Source organism: Bacillus haynesii, assembly GCF_014042035.1.
Classification (GTDB): Bacteria; Bacillota; Bacilli; order Bacillales; family Bacillaceae; genus Bacillus; species Bacillus haynesii.
The window spans coordinates 1,867,934-1,884,363 of sequence record NZ_CP059494.1; the positions used below are offsets into that span (position 1 = coordinate 1,867,934).

At 47.2% G+C, this 16,430-nt stretch carries 15 protein-coding genes; 6 read left to right on the forward strand and 9 right to left on the reverse strand.

Annotated features, from left to right (window positions below):
• The first annotated feature begins 89 nt into the window (after positions 1-89).
• The 3 genes from H2R00_RS09285 to H2R00_RS09295 all read left to right on the forward strand — a co-directional run bounded on the left by H2R00_RS09285 (position 90) and on the right by H2R00_RS09295 (position 3,420).
• The gene (locus H2R00_RS09285) at positions 90-731 is read left to right on the forward strand and encodes a response regulator transcription factor (protein WP_244958327.1); all 642 of its coding nucleotides are present in this window, start codon (positions 90-92) and stop codon (positions 729-731) included.
• The gene (locus H2R00_RS09290; RefSeq protein WP_182070900.1) at positions 728-2,095 is read left to right on the forward strand and encodes a sensor histidine kinase; all 1,368 of its coding nucleotides are present in this window, start codon (positions 728-730) and stop codon (positions 2,093-2,095) included. Before H2R00_RS09285 ends, H2R00_RS09290 begins: the two co-directional genes overlap by 4 nt.
• Positions 2,096-2,178: 83 nt before the next feature.
• Entirely contained in the window at positions 2,179-3,420 is a 1,242-nt protein-coding gene (locus H2R00_RS09295; protein WP_182070901.1) for a cell wall-binding repeat-containing protein, read from the forward strand.
• A 20-nt stretch (positions 3,421-3,440) separates the two neighbouring features.
• Here H2R00_RS09295 and H2R00_RS09300 read toward each other — a convergent pair whose 3' ends face one another.
• The gene (locus H2R00_RS09300) at positions 3,441-5,201 is read right to left on the reverse strand and encodes an SgrR family transcriptional regulator (protein WP_182070902.1); all 1,761 of its coding nucleotides are present in this window, start codon (positions 5,199-5,201) and stop codon (positions 3,441-3,443) included.
• Positions 5,202-5,343: 142 nt separating this feature from the next.
• On the opposite strand from H2R00_RS09300, the gene H2R00_RS09305 reads away from it, so the two are divergent.
• A complete protein-coding gene (locus H2R00_RS09305) occupies positions 5,344-6,534 on the forward strand; it encodes an MDR family MFS transporter (protein WP_182070903.1) in 1,191 nt (396 codons plus the stop codon).
• 74 nt (positions 6,535-6,608) lie between these two features.
• The gene (locus H2R00_RS09310) at positions 6,609-8,228 is read left to right on the forward strand and encodes an AMP-binding protein (RefSeq protein ID WP_182070904.1); all 1,620 of its coding nucleotides are present in this window, start codon (positions 6,609-6,611) and stop codon (positions 8,226-8,228) included.
• A 43-nt stretch (positions 8,229-8,271) separates the two neighbouring features.
• On the opposite strand, the gene H2R00_RS09315 is transcribed toward H2R00_RS09310, so the two are convergent.
• The 3 genes from H2R00_RS09315 to H2R00_RS09325 are packed head-to-tail and all read right to left on the reverse strand — an operon-like array spanning position 8,272 to position 9,365.
• A complete protein-coding gene (locus H2R00_RS09315; protein ID WP_003180413.1) occupies positions 8,272-8,841 on the reverse strand; it encodes a manganese catalase family protein in 570 nt (189 codons plus the stop codon).
• Between the two features lie 21 nt (positions 8,842-8,862).
• Positions 8,863-9,126 carry a spore coat protein CotJB gene (locus H2R00_RS09320; RefSeq protein WP_182070905.1) on the reverse strand — a complete coding sequence of 88 codons (264 nt, stop codon included), beginning with the start codon at positions 9,124-9,126 and terminating at the stop codon, positions 8,863-8,865.
• Between the two features lie 5 nt (positions 9,127-9,131).
• Positions 9,132-9,365: a spore coat associated protein CotJA gene (locus tag H2R00_RS09325; RefSeq protein ID WP_152847512.1), complete on the reverse strand. Its 234-nt coding sequence runs from the start codon at positions 9,363-9,365 to the stop codon at positions 9,132-9,134.
• A gap of 211 nt (positions 9,366-9,576) precedes the next feature.
• On the opposite strand from H2R00_RS09325, the gene H2R00_RS09330 reads away from it, so the two are divergent.
• Positions 9,577-10,731, forward strand: coding sequence for an AbrB family transcriptional regulator (locus H2R00_RS09330; protein ID WP_154994057.1), 1,155 nt, complete (start codon positions 9,577-9,579; stop codon positions 10,729-10,731).
• Between the two features lie 23 nt (positions 10,732-10,754).
• Here H2R00_RS09330 and melA read toward each other — a convergent pair whose 3' ends face one another.
• The 5 genes from melA to H2R00_RS09355 all read right to left on the reverse strand — a co-directional run bounded on the left by melA (position 10,755) and on the right by H2R00_RS09355 (position 16,285).
• Positions 10,755-12,053, reverse strand: coding sequence for an alpha-glucosidase/alpha-galactosidase (melA, locus tag H2R00_RS09335; RefSeq protein ID WP_182070906.1), 1,299 nt, complete (start codon positions 12,051-12,053; stop codon positions 10,755-10,757).
• A gap of 30 nt (positions 12,054-12,083) precedes the next feature.
• The gene (locus H2R00_RS09340; RefSeq protein ID WP_182070907.1) at positions 12,084-12,914 is read right to left on the reverse strand and encodes a carbohydrate ABC transporter permease; all 831 of its coding nucleotides are present in this window, start codon (positions 12,912-12,914) and stop codon (positions 12,084-12,086) included.
• Positions 12,915-13,838, reverse strand: a complete 924-nt coding sequence (locus tag H2R00_RS09345; RefSeq protein ID WP_182071050.1) for a carbohydrate ABC transporter permease — start codon at positions 13,836-13,838, stop codon at positions 12,915-12,917. It lies immediately after the preceding gene.
• A gap of 42 nt (positions 13,839-13,880) precedes the next feature.
• Positions 13,881-15,134: an ABC transporter substrate-binding protein gene (locus H2R00_RS09350; protein WP_182070908.1), complete on the reverse strand. Its 1,254-nt coding sequence runs from the start codon at positions 15,132-15,134 to the stop codon at positions 13,881-13,883.
• Between the two features lie 113 nt (positions 15,135-15,247).
• Complete coding sequence (locus tag H2R00_RS09355) at positions 15,248-16,285, reverse strand: LacI family DNA-binding transcriptional regulator (RefSeq protein WP_244958303.1); 1,038 nt, start codon at positions 16,283-16,285, stop codon at positions 15,248-15,250.
• Between the last annotated feature and the right edge of the window lie 145 nt (positions 16,286-16,430).

Genomic DNA, 16,430 nt, shown 5'->3' on the forward strand with positions numbered 1-16,430 from the left:
TAGGGTATATTTTTAAAATAGCGGACTTATATTTTGATTAAAGAGGTGCTAAAACATTGAACGTGCTGCTTGTCGATGATGAAATCAGGATGCTCGATCTGCTGGAGCTTTATTTAGAACATTATTCGTGCACAAAAGCCGCCACCGGAAAAGAAGCCCTGAATTTAATAAGAATACGCAATTTCGATCTTGTCATCCTCGATATTATGATGCCTGAAATGGACGGATGGATGGTTTGCCAAGAGATCCGAAGATTGACAAGCGTTCCGATTATCATGCTGACGGCAAAAAACGGGCAGGATGACATTGTTCGCGGACTGAATTGCGGTGCAGACGATTATTTAACAAAACCGTTCAGCGAAAAAGTGCTGCTTGCCAGAATAGAAGCCCTCCTGCGCAGAACCTGCCGGTTTCATGAAATCCGGTTCCGCGGTTTAATCTGGAATAAACAGCATCATACCCTGCATGTCAATCACCGGGAAATCGGCATTACGCCAAGTGAATTCGATCTGCTCGGAACGCTCTTAAACCACATGGATCAAGTGCTTTCCAGAGACCAATTGATTGAGAACATCTGGGGATTCAACTCTGATATCGAGCCCCGCACCATCGATTCGCACATGAGAAATTTGCGAAACCGATTGAAAAAAGCGGGCTTTCCGGTTGAAGACCATCTCCAAACCGTCTACGGCGTCGGCTACAAATGGACAAGCAAAGGAACCAGAGCATGAAAAAGATTTCATTTAAGCTCGCAGGTTCATTTTTCATTATAATCCTTTTCATCGAAGCCATCCTTTTTGCCACGCTGTATACAACGATTGTCAACACGAGAATAAACGAAGAAATCCGCGCGCTTCAACTAAGGGGCAACAGCCACAGAGACGTCCTCGAAAAGCATTTTGACAAAAGGACGATAGACCACGTCACCCTGATGGAAACCGAAGCCCGGACAAACGTGATCATCACGGACCAAAATAGACGCGTATTGGCGCAATCTGCCTCGGGAGACATGACGGAACACCTTCATTTCGAAGAAAAAAACATCCCGAGGAAAGGGACCGCTTTATCTTCCCATTGGAATACATCAAAGTACATTTGTACGATCAGTCCGATCATGAACGGACGGGAAACGGCCGGCTACGTTTTCATGTATTTGGAGACCTCCTCGATAAAAGCCTTGGTGGCAAGCATTACGAAGCGGTTTTTCCTCAGCTTCGGCTTAACCGGCCTCTTAACGGTCGCAGCTATTCTTTGGTTCAGCCGCGTTTTAGCGAAGCCGATAATTAAACTGAAGGAGGCAACCGAAAGCATCAAAAACGGTCAAGCTTCGATTCCGCTTGATATCAAAAGGAATGATGAACTCGGCGAGCTCGCCGCATCGATCGAAAGCCTTTCCTCAAATCTCAGCAGGCTTCAAAAAGAACGAAACGATTTTCTGTCAAGCGTCGCTCATGAGCTGCGGACTCCAATTACATATATAAAAGGCTACACAGATGTCGCGATGAGAGATAAGCTCGAACCACAAGCCAGAAATCAGTACTTGTCGATCATCAAAGAGGAAGCGGACAATTTAAACACCCTTGTTGACGATTTATTTTTGCTGACAAAACTGAAACAGCCCGGATTTCAAATCAGGAAGAAACAGGTTCACCTATACACATTCGTGAAAAAAGAAGTTCAGAAAGCGGCGGTCGCTTTTTCGGAAAAACGAATCAGACTTTCGTTCGACATCCCGACGGATCTATATGTCACAATCGATGAAGTCCGCTTTTCACAAGTGATCTCAAATTTGCTGAACAACGCCCGCCAATACTCCGATCCTGATTCAACAGCGGCCGTCACCGCATCAAAATTAGAGGACCAGGTCAAGATTACGGTAGCGGACGAAGGCTGCGGCATTCCGGAAGAAGAACGGGATTATATCTTTGAGCGCTTTTACCGAGTCGATAAGTCGAGATCCAGACAAACCGGCGGTACCGGGCTGGGCCTGGCCATCGCGAAAGAAATCGTCGAGCTTCAAGGCGGTCAGATTGCAGTAAAAAACAGAACCCCGAAAGGAAGCGAATTTATCATCACGCTGCCTTCTGATGTGTAACAAATATCGAGATGTCTGCACCAGTTTTGCACATTTCCCGGGTATACTACTCAGTAATCTGAACCAATAAGGGGGAAAACACCATGAAGTTGAAATCCGGTTTACTTTTTGTCATGCTTGTTTTCGCGCTTCCGCTTGCAGCATGCCAAAATTCCGGCTCAGGAAACACGGGCGAACATGAGGAGCATCAAACGATGGATCATTCGGAGATGAAAGAAAAAGACGCTGCTTCTCTTCCGAGTGATTTCAATAAGCGGGCGGAAGAAGGGCTCCTGGTGAAAAACACAAAGAACACGACAAGGCTTGACGCGAATACACCGGAAGAAATGAGCATCAAAACGTCTCAAACGATATGGCCGGCCACTCATAAACAAAACAGGCCGGGCGCAGTGATTTTAGTTTCGGGCGGATCATGGCAGGCAGCTCTTGCATCAGCTGATTTGATCCATCACCCAAATAACGGACCTGTTTTAATCGCGGAAAAAGGGAAAATCTCCGGGCAGATTCAGAATGAAATCAAGCGCTTAAACCCGACGGGCACTTCAGACGGGACGCAAATCATGGCTGTCGGAGAATTCGATTCAAAAGCGCTTCAAGCGTTGAACTCTTTTAAAATAAAAGAGCTGAAAGGGAAGAACGCGGCTGATCTGGCAAAAGAGATTGACAAAGAATACGCCGATGCAGGCGATGAATATCCGAAGAGCGTCATCATCGGATCATCCGAAGATGATGCAGAACTTTATTCGCTCCCAGCTGTAAACTGGATCGCCCACATGCCTGAGCCGATCCTGTATGTGAACAAAAAAGGCATTCCCGAAGAGACGGCTGAAGCCTTAAAAAAAAGAGACGGCAAAGCAAACATCTATATTCTCGGCCCTAAAAAAGCGGTTTCTGAAAAAACGGAGGATGCATTAAAGGAATTCGGAACAGTCAAAAGAATTTCCGGAGACACTCCTGTCGCAAACTCAATTGCGTTTGCGAAATTCAGCGATAAGAACACCGGCTTTGGCTGGGGAATCACAGATCCGGGACACGGACTGTCCTTCGCATCAACGGCTGCGCCTGAGCTGGCGCTTGCCGGAGCACCTTTTTCCCATTTAGGAAAACACGCTCCCCTGCTTTTACTCAAAAATGGACAGGCAGACAGCACACTATACAGCTATCTATCCGAGATCGAGCCTTCTTTTCAGGACAGACCGCAGGACGGCCCATACAACCATGCCTTCATTCTCGGATCGGAAAATGAGATTTCATTTCGGACACAAGGCATTCTTGATGACATTCTGGAAATTAAGTCCGCTCATGGAGGACATTCTGGTCATTAAGAGACACAATGAAAGGGCTCTTACAGAAGAGCCTCTTTTTTGTACCAGATGCCGTAAAAATCAATCCACCCTTCTTCGTTCAGCGCAATGCCTTGAATAGCTTCCCCCGCTTTGACGCGTATATTGTTTTGATAAAGCGGAATCGCGTAAACATCTTCTGCCAGGGCGCTGTCCGCCTCACAAAGAAGGCTGATCCGCTTGGAATGGTCATCAATAAAACGAAGCTCATCCCTCATCAAGGCGGACTTCCTCTGCCATTCCTCCGGCAAGTGAACGTGTAAAAAGCTGTTTTCCGTTAAAAAGAGGTGAAGCCAGCTCATTTCTTCTGAACGGCTGAATGTCGCACTGTCGTGAATCAAATCGGCTTTGGCGATCACTTCTTCCTTCATGAGCTCATCCGCTTTCATATAACATACCTCTAGTGCAATACCGTACCGCCTGCACCTCTTTTGTATCCATGACGCGTCCTCCCGGTGATCCGGTTCAGAATACGTATAAAGCAGAAGCGGATCGCCTTTGTAATGGCCTTCCGCAAGCAGCTTGCCGATGTCGTCCCCTGATTCAGGCGGAAGATCCCAGTTTAAAAAGCCTCCCACCGGGGCCGTCCGTTGTCCGGCTAATTCATCGACCATATCAGAAGGGGAAATGATTTGCCGCAAAGCCTTCCTGAACGCCTTATACCCGAGAGGCCCCGATTTGTTTGCATTCAACGAGAGGTACTGAACATTCCTTTCCTCATGCCATTTATCCCAAACCCGGTTTTGTTCTTCTTTTTCCATATAAAAACCGTAGTCGACCGAAGAAACATCCCCATCCATATACCATAGTTCGATCCGGTCTAAAAAAGCCCGCCCTTTAAAATATCGCTCATGCGCTTCAAGCATAAGAATCCGGTCATCCCGGCGGGCAAGTCTGAAAGGCCCCGTCCCGATCAACAGCCCGTCATTCTGGTGCCGGTTTAAAATAGACAGCCTTTCATCGCAGAGATGATGCAGAAACAGTGAGTTTTTCGCCTTTAAACAAATATCCAAGCTATGTTCATCCCTGACGGCAACATTTTCGATATCCTCTGTGAGCCATTTGCATTTATTTATATCATCCAGCATAAAACGCTCAAACGAATATTTAACATCTTCGGCCGTCAATGCTGTGCCATCATGGAAATAGATCCCTTTCCTCAAATAGAACGTCCACGTTTTTTGGTCGTCGTCACATTCCCAGTGGTGGGCAAGATGCGGCATAAAACCTCCTTCCTCTTCATTAAAACGGATCAATGTATCACATACCTGCTTAACGATATGGCTCTCTGAACGCAGATAAATACGGCACGGATCGAGACGCTTAAAATGCTCAGGCTCCATCGCTGTCATAAGCCTCAGCACATCTTTTTGCTTGCTGCCCTCCGATTCGGTCTGAAAGCCGAAAACGCGCTCAAGCCAATCTTTATATGACGACAATGCACTCGGACATGAATGCTGATATGCTTCGAGAAAGTATTTCGCCCGGTCGATTTTACCTTCTTTCGTATCATTTTTCGCCGTTTCAAGCAGCAATTCACAAGGTGCTTTTAAAAAGCGGATTTCTGATTTGTTTCCTCTTCCCCTTCCCCTTCTCCAAGTAATCCATTGTAAATCTTCAAGTTTCGCTAAAATCAGTTTTGCGTTCCTCGGTGTGCAGTATAGAATTTCCGCAATTTCATTGACTGAAATCTCTTCTGCCTTCTCTCCGCTTTCGCATTTTAATCCGGCGGTGAGTTCCATGTAATGCTCGATCGGTTTCATTTCCGTTATCCCCCGCTTTTAAAAAGGGGAAATTTCTCCCCAGGTTTTCTGTCCTTTTTACTGATGATTTCCCATTTTACACTAATTGCACCGCTATCCCATTTTACACTAATTGCACCGCTATGTTGAAGGAGGATATGAAATGAACCGTTTAAAACAAAGGTACGGTTCCCCTGTGCTGATTTGCTTTTTCGGAGAGTTCCTGACCGGAGTAACAGGAGCTATGCTCGCCCCTTTCCTCCTTTTTTACCTGTATGATGTGTTGGGAACCGGAGTATTGCCGGTGATGCTTGTCATCGGAGCAAGACCGCTGACCGAGGTCGCGGTAACGCTGGCCGCCGGAGGACTGACGGACCGGATCGGAAGACGGAAGGTCATTCTGGCAGCGCTTGCCTTTCAGACCGTTTCAGCCGCCGGTTTTATGATGGCGGATCATATTTGGCTGTTCGCCTTTTTTTATGTGCTGAACGGCATCGGAGGAGCTTTGTACATCCCTGCGCAGCGGGCCCAGATAACGGACAGCACCGAAAGCGGGCGTCGCTCTGAAGTATTCGCTGTCCTTCATGCCATTGAAGGGTTGGGCGCGGCGGTCGGTCCTGCCGCCGGCCTTGCAGTTTACTCCTATGAGCCAAGCCTGATGTTCAGCTTTCAGGCATGTGCATTTTGTCTGTATTGGCTTGCTGTTTATTTTAAAATGCCCGAGGCATGGCGGTCAAAAAAGCAAAAGGAGCTTTTGGAGAGGGAAAATCTTCTTTCCGCAAAAAAGGTATTTCTTCATCATCGTCCGGTTTTGACCTTGATGTTCTTGTCGGTCCCCGTCAGCCTGTTCTATGCTCAGCTGGAGTCCAACTACCGCCTTTATCTCGAAACTCTTTTTGACGATTTCTTATTCACCTTGACTATTTATACCGTCTGCCGCGCCCTTCTTAGCATCACAATGCAAATTCCGCTTGTCAAATGGACGGAAGGACTGAACATCAAAACGATCGTTTCCATATCATACGTATGCTACGCTGTGGCAGCGATTGGTTTCGCTTTTTCATCATCGATCTTTTGGCTGCTCTCGACTGCCGTTTTATTTACGGCGGCAGAAAGCATGCTGTTGAATCACATGCAAACCTTTGTCTCGCGCCTTGCTCCCGATCATATGCGGGGCAGATATTTTGCATTTTTCGGCCTGCATTGGGATATTTCCCGGACAATTGGACCTTTTTTAGGCGGTGTGATGTTCATCAAGTTCGGCGGGGCAACGCTTTTTCTTGCCATTGCAGGAATCGTGGCAGCCGGGGGGATTGCACAATATCGCGCAGTGTCCCGGTTAAGAAAAAACTAACCCTTTCTAGTACCTGGTACTAGAACAAAGTGCTATAATAGAAACAAATTTTATCCGGGAGACAAGGAGGCATTATGGTTACATTAAAAAAACAAACGATCGGCGAGCTTTTAAAATCAACCGCCGGCCGGTTTCCGAATCATGAAGCGGTTATATATTCTGAGCTCGATTTAAGATATTCGTATCAGGAGCTTGTTGAAGAAACTTCTAAAATTGCAAAAGGGCTGCTCGCGCTCGGTATTCAAAAAGGAGAGCATGTCGCCATCTGGGCATCCAATATTCCGGAATGGATTCTGCTCCAGTTTGCTACGGCGAGAATCGGCGCTGTGCTTGTCACCGTCAATACAAGCTATCAGGCGAGAGAACTCGAGTACTTATTGGAACATTCCGATTCCACCGCCCTGTTTCTAATGGACGGCTACAAAGGGACATCCTATATCGATATGATCGATGAGATCATGAAAAATCGTGAAAAGCTGCCGAAGCTGAAAAATCTCGTCTACCTTGGCAAGAATGAGGCCCCTGGACATATGACGGCTTTTGTCGACATCGCCAAAATGGGCGAAACGGTCTCTGATGCCGACCTTTTCGAAAGAGAGCAGTCACTCACACACGACGATGTGATCAATATGCAGTATACGTCGGGAACAACCGGCTTTCCAAAGGGTGTTATGCTGACTCACTACAATATCGTCAACAATGCGGCGATCGTTGCCGATAGAATGGGGCTGACGAGCGCAGACAGGCTGTGCATCCCGGTTCCTCTGTTTCATTGCTTCGGCTGTGTACTAAGCACGCTTGCCTGTGTCGCGTCAGGTGCGGCCATGCTGCCGATCATCGAATTCAAGCCGGACATCGTCCTGCAAACGGTCGAAAAAGAAAGATGTACAGGGCTGCAAGGTGTGCCGACAATGTTTATCGCCGAGCTCACCCACCCCGATTTTGCAAACTATGACCTCTCTTCTCTGCGAACCGGGATCATGGCAGGCTCCCCGTGCCCTAAAGAAGTCATGAAAAAAGTGATGAAGCAAATGAATATGACGGATATCACAATCGCATACGGACAGACGGAATCTTCACCCGTGATTACGCAGACAACCGTCACCGACACGATCGAACGCCGCGTCGAAACCGTCGGAAAAGTGCATCCGCATGTAGAAATTAAAATCGTCGATCCTGACACGGGGGAAACACTCGGCCCGGATGAGCAAGGCGAGCTGTGCACAAGAGGATACCTCGTCATGAAGGGATACTATAAAATGGACGAAGCCACAAAAAAGGCCATCGATGAAGACGGCTGGCTCCATACCGGCGATTTGGCCGAAATGGACCGGGACGGATACGTGAGGATTACCGGGCGCTTAAAAGATATGATCGTCCGCGGCGGTGAAAACATTTACCCGCGTGAAATAGAGGAATTCCTTTATGAACATGAGGATATTGTCGATGTACAAGTTGTCGGCGTTCCGGATGAAAAGTACGGGGAAAAAACGGCGGCCTTTATTAAATGCAAGCCGGGCAAAAAGCTGACGCTCGAAGAGGTCAGAAGTTTTTGCAAAGGACAGCTTTCGTATTACAAAATTCCGGAGTACGTATTTCTGATCGACGAATACCCGCTGACCGCATCCGGAAAAGTCCAAAAGTATGTGCTGCGCGACCGTGCAGAAGAACTGCTTGCGAGCCCGGTGCAGTAAATAAAAAGCCGAAAATACGATCGTATTTTCGGCTTTTTGCTGTTTAAAACACTTTTTTACGGTCGCGCTCTTCCTTCAAAATTTCGACAGCTTCGCGGAAGCGCTGTGAATGAACGATTTCCCTTTCCCTTAAAAACGCCAGCCCGTCATTTAAATCCGGATCATCCGACATGTCAATCAGCCATTGATACGTAGCCCTCGCTTTTTCTTCAGCCGCTATATCTTCATATAAATCGGCAATCGGATCGCCTTTTGCCTGGATGTATGTAGCGGTGAACGGAACGCCGGCGGCGTTATGGTAAAACAGGGCTTTGTCATGGTCTGCGTAATGATCGCCGAGCCCGGCTTCCTTCATCTGTTCGGGTGTCGCGTCTTTTGTTAATTTATATACCATCGTGGCAATCATTTCAAGGTGAGCAAACTCTTCCGTACCGATGTCCGTCAGCAGTCCGACGACTTTATCAGGGATGCTGTAGCGCTGGTTCAAATAGCGAAGCGCCGCAGCCAATTCGCCGTCCGCTCCGCCGTACTGCTCAATCAAAAATTTGGCAAGTCTCGGATTGCATTCTCTCACCCTAACAGGATACTGCAGTTTTTTCTCATAAAGCCACATGAACCTGACTCCCTTCCTCTATTAAACTTGCCATGGCCAAGGACTCCTTTTCCAGCTCCAATAGGATTCCGTCTGATCCGGGCTTCCTTGAATCAAAGGGCCGTATTTTGATTCAAACTTCGCTTTCAGTTTTCTTGAATATCCGGCATACTGGTTGTATTGTTTGATGGCATCGGTATCATCGGGATGTGTGTCAAGGTAAAGCATCAGCTCAACGATGACAAAATCAACAGCCTGAATTTCATGAAGCCTTTTATAATAGTCTTGCGGTAAAGAGTTCGTCACCCTCCTTACCTCCCATCTTCATACGGATTTTCATAATGATCGTAAAATACGGGCCAAAGCGTCCCTTTTTGGAGCGCCTCCATCGGAGAGAACTGCGGAAGGCCGCGGGGCTGAAAACCTAGATATAGATTTGGGGGGGTTCTGTAGTATTTTTTGCCGATCGGGGGACACGGATCAAAAGCGCTGTGAAACGGGCGATACGATTTGACTTTGGTGAATGATTCCTTGGAATGTTTCATATCGGTTCACCTCTATTTGTGATCGAATCTAATTTAATCTATTCATATGTTCCATCTGTTATGTTCAAAAATGAACGATCAGTTTTTCTTATTAATCTTTTAAATAAATTCGTATTTTACCAATCACTAAAATTATTATATAGTAATATATAGAAATACTTCACTTAGTGAACAAAATGATTGTGCAGTAAACAGGAAGAAGGTTTTTCATTTGAGGGAAAAAAGAGATTTCCTTCGGGATATATTATTGATATTGATCAGCAGTTTTGGGGGATTTCTTCTCTCATTGACCGGCATGACGATCGGCTGGATGGTCGGCACAATGAGCGCTGCCGCTTGTCTGTCGCTGTTTCGCCCGTCACCGTTAAAAGCGGCGGTCAGACAAAACGGCATCCATCATGGATGGCTTCAGTTCGGTCAAATGCTATTGGGAATTGAGCTCGGCCAGAAAATCAACATGTCTGTGATTTCGATCTTTAAGGAAAATTGGCTGATTGTCGGCGTCATGCTTCTCCTTTCCGTCGTGTTCGCCATGCTGTCGGGCTTTGTCTTGTGGAGGTTCAGCAAGACCGATATGCTGACGAGCTTTGTGGGAACTGCTCCCGGCGGGCTTTCCGCGATGCCGGGCATCGCTCAGGAAGTCGGAGCGAACACGGCAATCGTCAGTCTCGTGCAGATGATACGTGTGCTCCTGGTCGTCATGACCATTCCCTTTTTCGTTTTTTTCATAAATGCGAAGCAACCTGACACCTATGCTGCCGGCAGCCAAGCGATCGCCGCGGGAACATCGGCATTTGAAGCGCCTCATATCGTATGGACTGCGCTGATCTTGCTGGGCGGATTCGGGGTATGCAAAGCTATGAAAGCACTGCGGTTTCCTGCGCCATGGCTGCTCGGAAGCATGACCGGTGCGGCCGTTCTGCAAATCGCAGGCGCCTCAATGACCGGACTCAGCACAACAGCCTGGTGGCCCCATGGCTTTTCAGTGCTGTCGCAAATTTGTCTCGGCGCAACGATCGGTTCAAAAATCAGCAAAGATATGTTTATCGGCGTCAGAAAAACGCTGATCGTCGCACTTGTCAGCTCCGTCGGACTGATCATTGCGATGATTTTAAGCGCCGCCGTCACCGCTAAAGCGGCAGGCATTTCGCTGACAACGGCCATATTGGCGTTTGCTCCGGGGGGAATCGCAGAAATGGCGACAACATCTGTCACGCTTCACGCCGACTCTACGTTCGTCGTCGCCGTCCAAGTGTTGAGGGTGGTGCTCGTGATCGCTATGCTTCCTCCATTCTTCCGATTGCTTCACCAAAAATCGGAAAAATATTCAAACCCTCGCATCAAAAAAGCCAGAGCTGAAGGCTGATCCCTTCGCTCAGGCTTTATTTTTTATTCAAATTCCGGCAGCCAGTCACCGTGTGCTTCGATCAATTCATCGCACATGTTTACGATTTCATCCATCGATAATTCCGCTGCTGTATGCGGATCAAGCAATGCAGCATGATAAATGTGTTCTTTTCTTTTTGTTATTGCCGCTTCAATCGTTAACAGCTGTGTATTGATATTGGTGCGGTTTAAAGCAGCCAGCTGTTCAGGCAGCTCACCCGCAACGCACGGAGTGATCCGGTTCCGCTCAGCGACGCACGTCACTTCAACGACTGCTTTTTCCGGAAGGTTTGTAATCAATCCTTTATTCAAGACATTTCCGCCGAATGTAAACGGCTGACCGGTTTCCATCGCTTCTATGATTCTTGAGCCGTATTCGTTGGACCGCTCGTGGGTTAAATTGCGGTTGCCGACGATTTCACCGCGCATCTTTTCCCAGTTTTGAATCTGCTTCTCGCACCTTCTCAAATATTCGTCAATCGGAATATTCAGCTCTTCAATCAGTTCGGGATAATGGCTTTTAATGAAATAAGGGTGGTACTCTGCATTATGTTCGGACGATTCGGTCACATAGTAGCCGAATTTATCCATCAGTTCAAACCTGACCATGTCACCATGTTTCATTTTCTGTTTTTCTTTTGCCTTTTTTTTGATTTCTGGATACAAGTCTTTCCCGTCTTGCTTTACTTCAAGAAGCCAGGCCATATGATTGATGCCGGCGATTTTTTCTTCGATTCGTTCATGCTTCATGCCGAGGGATTTAAAAAGATCTTTTGTGCATACTTGAACGCTGTGGCAGAGGCCGACCGTTTTCACGTCCGTGTAACGGAGAAGCGCACCGGTTAAAGAAGCCATCGGGTTTGTGTAATTTAAGAGCCAGGCGTCGGGCGCCGCGCTTTCGATATCTTTTGCCATATCCAATAAAACGGGAATCGTCCGCAGCGCCCTGAATATCCCGCCAATTCCGACCGTATCGGCAATCGTCTGCTTGAGTCCGTATTTTTTCGGAATCTCAAAATCGATGACTGTGCCTGGTTTATAGCCGCCGACCTGAATGGCATTGATCACGTATTTCGCTCCCGCCAAAGCTTCCTTTCTGTCGCCATAGGCGCGGATCGATACCGTGTCATTATAGCGGTTTTTTAAATGCTCAAGCATATCTTTAGATTCTTTGAGGCGCTTCGGATCGATATCATACAAAGCAAATTCAAATCCGTTGATCGCCGGGACCATCAGGCAGTCCCCCAGCACATTTTTCGCAAAAATCGTGCTTCCCGCTCCGATAAAAGCAATTTTAGTCATTCATATCTTCCTTTCCCCGTGAAATTTCCGCTAGCCTTTTAGCGCTCCAGCTGATAATCCTTTTATAAAGTACTTTTGCAGGAATAAAAATAGAATCGTCATCGGCAGCATCGCCATCAGTGAAGCCGCAGCAACCAAGTGCAGGTTGTTCGCATTTTGCCCAAAGAAACCGGCAATCGCCACAGTCAAAGTCTGCACACTTTTGTCTTGAAGGAAAAAGATCGAAAACTGATAGTCGTTCCAGATGAATACGCAGGCAATAATGCAAATCGTCGCAGTCACCGGCTTTAATAAAGGAAAGACGATTTTGAAGAAAATCCCCGCAGTGCTCGCCCCGTCGATTCTTGCCGCCTCTTCAAGCTCTTTCGGAATCGTTGATCGTATAAATCCGGCATACAAAAAAATCGTCAAGGGCATATAAGCCGCCGTATTATTCAATATCGCGATTTCGAGCGTATTCAGCATGCCAAGCTCCACCACCATTTTGTATAAAGGAACCATGGATGTCAGCGGCGGAATGATCATAATACCGATAAACAGGAAGTAAACGGCTTGATTGAGCTTTGTTCTGCGCCTGGCGAGCGGATAGGCCGCCAGAGAGCCGATCACAATCAGCAGAGCCGCCGAAGCAAAAGTGATCACGGCAGTATTGAAAAAAGAGCCGGCAAGACCTGCTTTATCCCATGCTTCTGCGAAATTACCGAGGCTGATTTCGTCCGGGAACTTCCATTTTGAACTGAAATCTCCCTTTGCTTTCAGCGCCGTCGTCAGCAAAATATAAAACGGAATCAGGTGAAAAACGGTAATGCATGCAGCCAGCACGGTCCACAGCGCCCGTTTCTTTTTCTCTTGGCGATTCATCTAGGCTTCGACCTCCTTGCGCTTAAAATAGATGAGAGCCGTAAAGCTGATTAGCAGTATCAACACCGCCATGAAAACCCCCTGAGCGGCTGCATAGCCGGCATCCTGCCTCTTAAAATACAAATCGTACATAAAAGTCGACATCGATTGCGAAGCATTTCCCGGACCGCCGCCTGTCAGCGCTAAAATGACATCAAACAGCTTCAGCCCGCCGATGATATTGATGACCATGTTGATCGTGACAGAAGGCATCAACAGCGGCAGCGTAATCCTCCAAAACTGCTGAAAACCGCTTGCCCCGTCGATTTGTGCCGCTTCATAAAAATCTTTCGGAATGCTTCCGAGACCTGCTAAATAAATGACCATCGCAATGCCGACGAACTGATAGGAATTAACAAATACGATGATCCACGGATTGATTTCCGGGCTGCTCAAGGCATTGACAGGACCTGCCCCGAATAGTTTCAGCAAATCGTTCAAGGCGCCTCCTTCATAGGAGAAGAAGAAGTACCAGATATACCCCATGATCAGCGGGCTGATGATGACGGGCAAATAGACAACAGTTCGCGTCAACGCTTTCATTCTGATGCTTTTAAACAGCAGGAGGGCATAGAGAAGACCGATGACATTTTGCAAAACCGTACTGCCCAATCCGTACAGCAGGGTGTTTCTGACGACAAGCCATGTCGCCGGGTCGGCCAGCATCCGTTTATATTGGGCAAAGCCGATCCAGTCATACGACTGTGAGAAACCGTTCCAGTTCGTGAACGTGATTTTAATGCCGCTCGCAAACGGATAAATCATAAAGATGGAAACAAGCGCCAAGGCGGGAAGGTACATCCACCAGAGCGATCCGGTTTTCTTCATAAATCCGCCCTTTCTTTTCACAATAGTCAGACTTTTTTCTTTAGCTAATTCGCTCATCATTTCACCCTTCTTTTTTCATCATGATGAAAACGATCCTTTCTATTGGTCTTGTAATCTGCTGTATTCCTGTTTCATTTTTTCCGATACCTGCTTCGGCGTTAACGTACCGGCTAAAAGTTCCTGTCCCGTCGTCCCCATGACGTCCCACATTCCGCTCGGGAGGTAGATGCGGTCAAAGTACGGTTCGATTTCGATTTGTTTATATTGATCATAAAACTTAGAATAGTAGTTTTCGGCTTCTGTGTTGGTTAATGCTTGAGGAAATGAGGTGGCTTCGGCGATCTTTTTCACATATTTGGGCTGTGCGGCGAATTCAATAAACCGCTTTGCTTCTTCGAGGTATTCTGAGTCTTTCCAAACAGCAACGGTATGGCGCTCTCCTCCAATCCAGCTCGGTTTGTCGCCTTCATAAACGGCTGGAGTCGGCGTCACGCCTAACTGGATATCGGGATTGACTTCCCTCGTATCAGGGCCGATCGATGTGACCGAGAGGGTAAAGCCGATTTTTCCTTGCGCCATCAATTCGACCAATTGCGACGGTTTTGCCGTCAGGATATCTTTATTGACCAATTGCTTTTCCTGCATTTCTTTAAAGGTTTCTGCGAGAAGTGTGTAGCCGGACCAGTCGAATGTGCCGTTTTCCAAAGCTTTTTTTTCATTGCAGCGATCATCTGTGATGAGAAGCGGGGTGGCAAACTGATCATAAAACTGAGCTAAAGCGCCTTTATCTGAACCGGCAAACCAAAAAGGAATGATGTTCCCTTTGCTTTTTTCTTTGATCGTTTCCAGCGCGTGCATCAGTTCGTCCAACGTCTGCGGAGGCTTGAGACCGTATTTCTTCAAGAGACCGGCATTGTAGACGATCCCGTCTTTTGCCTGATTGAAAGGGTAGGCATATACTTTGCCTTTTTCATCCTTCAAAATCGGATCGAGGTTTGGATCGAGATGCTTCACCCAATCCATGTCTTTTAAATCTGCAGTGTATTCTTTGTAGCGGATCTTCGCCCAGCCGTGCGTATCGAACAAGTCAGGCATGTCATTTGCCGCCATTTTGACACGCAGCATATTTTCATAGTCCGGGCCGGGGAAGCTGATATCAATTTTGATGCCTTCATTTTCTTTTTCAAAATCATCTGCGATGCTTCTGAGCGCATTTTTTTCACTGTCGTTTGTCATTGTCGAAAACATCGTGAGCGTGACCTCTCCGTTCTTTCCGGCATTCTTTCCGGAGCAGCCCGCAACTATTGCAGACAAAATGATCAGGAGAACAAAAGAGAAAATGATTTTTTTCATCAAATTCACTCCAATTATGATATTTTGATGGCGAATAAAAAGCGCTTTCATTTTTTACTGGAATTTAGTAAACCCATTTGCGTCACCTCCTTTGAAAGCGCCTTATCTTACCATTAGCTCCGTTTGCTGAATCCGCAGCTTTCCCGAATAATTAGCTCTGAAGGTACGGTCACTTTCAGCGGCAGTTCCCTGCCTTTCATTCTGTCGAGCAGCAGCTTCACACCCGTCCGGCCCATCTCCTCTGTATGAACCTTTACGGTTGTCAATGGCGGATTAGCAAATTCGGACGCTTCAATGCCGTTGAAGCTGACGATGGCAACATCGTCGGGAACGTTGAGACCCGATTCGCGAAGAGCCCGGAGCGCGCCGATGGCCATCGAATCGCTGGCGATAAAAAATGCTTCGGGAACGTTCTTCTCAAGAAGCGCTTTTTTCATCAGTTCATAGCCTTGCTGCATCGAATACTCGCCGATATAAATGTGCTTCGCGTTTTCTGCACCGGCCATCTCCAGAAACGCAGTCAGCCGTTTGTCTTCGATTTCAACGGCGCTTGTCTCCTGATCGCTGATTCGAAAGTGCTCTTTTTCTCTTCCGCCGATATAACCGAGCCTTGAATAGCCGAGCGATTTCAAATGGTTCAGCGCCCTCCCCGTCGCCTTCTCAAAATCGACGACAACCGAGTCGCGCAGCTCTTCATTGTCTATATGGTTGATGTACACGACGTTGTTGAGCGCGCCCATGCACTGCTGCAAACCGGCATAATTGATCCTTCCGATGACGATTAAGCCGTCGACATCGTCTACAGGCTGATTTGAGCGGATGCTGCTCAGCTGAATAAATTTCGTAATAAACGCTCCTCTTTCAAAACACTCACTTTCAATTCCTTGCCTGATGGAATAAAAGTATGGATCGCTCAGCTCTTCTTCCTGTGATTGGCAGACAACAATGCCGATGCGCGGGTTTTCACCGCTTCCTGAGGCATATACCTCACGGCGCCTGCGCGTACTTTTATAGCCGAGCCGGGCTGCTATATTCAAAATCCGCTGCCTTGTTTCAGGCGCTACTGATAATGACTGGTCATGGTTCAGAACCCTTGAAACCGTTGTGCTTGATACTTTAGCCTGAAGCGCAATCTCTTTAATCGTCGCCATTTTCATCCCGTCCTGTCTTTGGAATCCATATTCACTAAACTTTACTAAAAACATCATAACAAACTAAGGAAAGCGTTTTCAATACTAAAAAAATTAAGATTTCTTCACGAAAAATCCGCCCCGTTTCTCAAGGGCGGGGCGGATG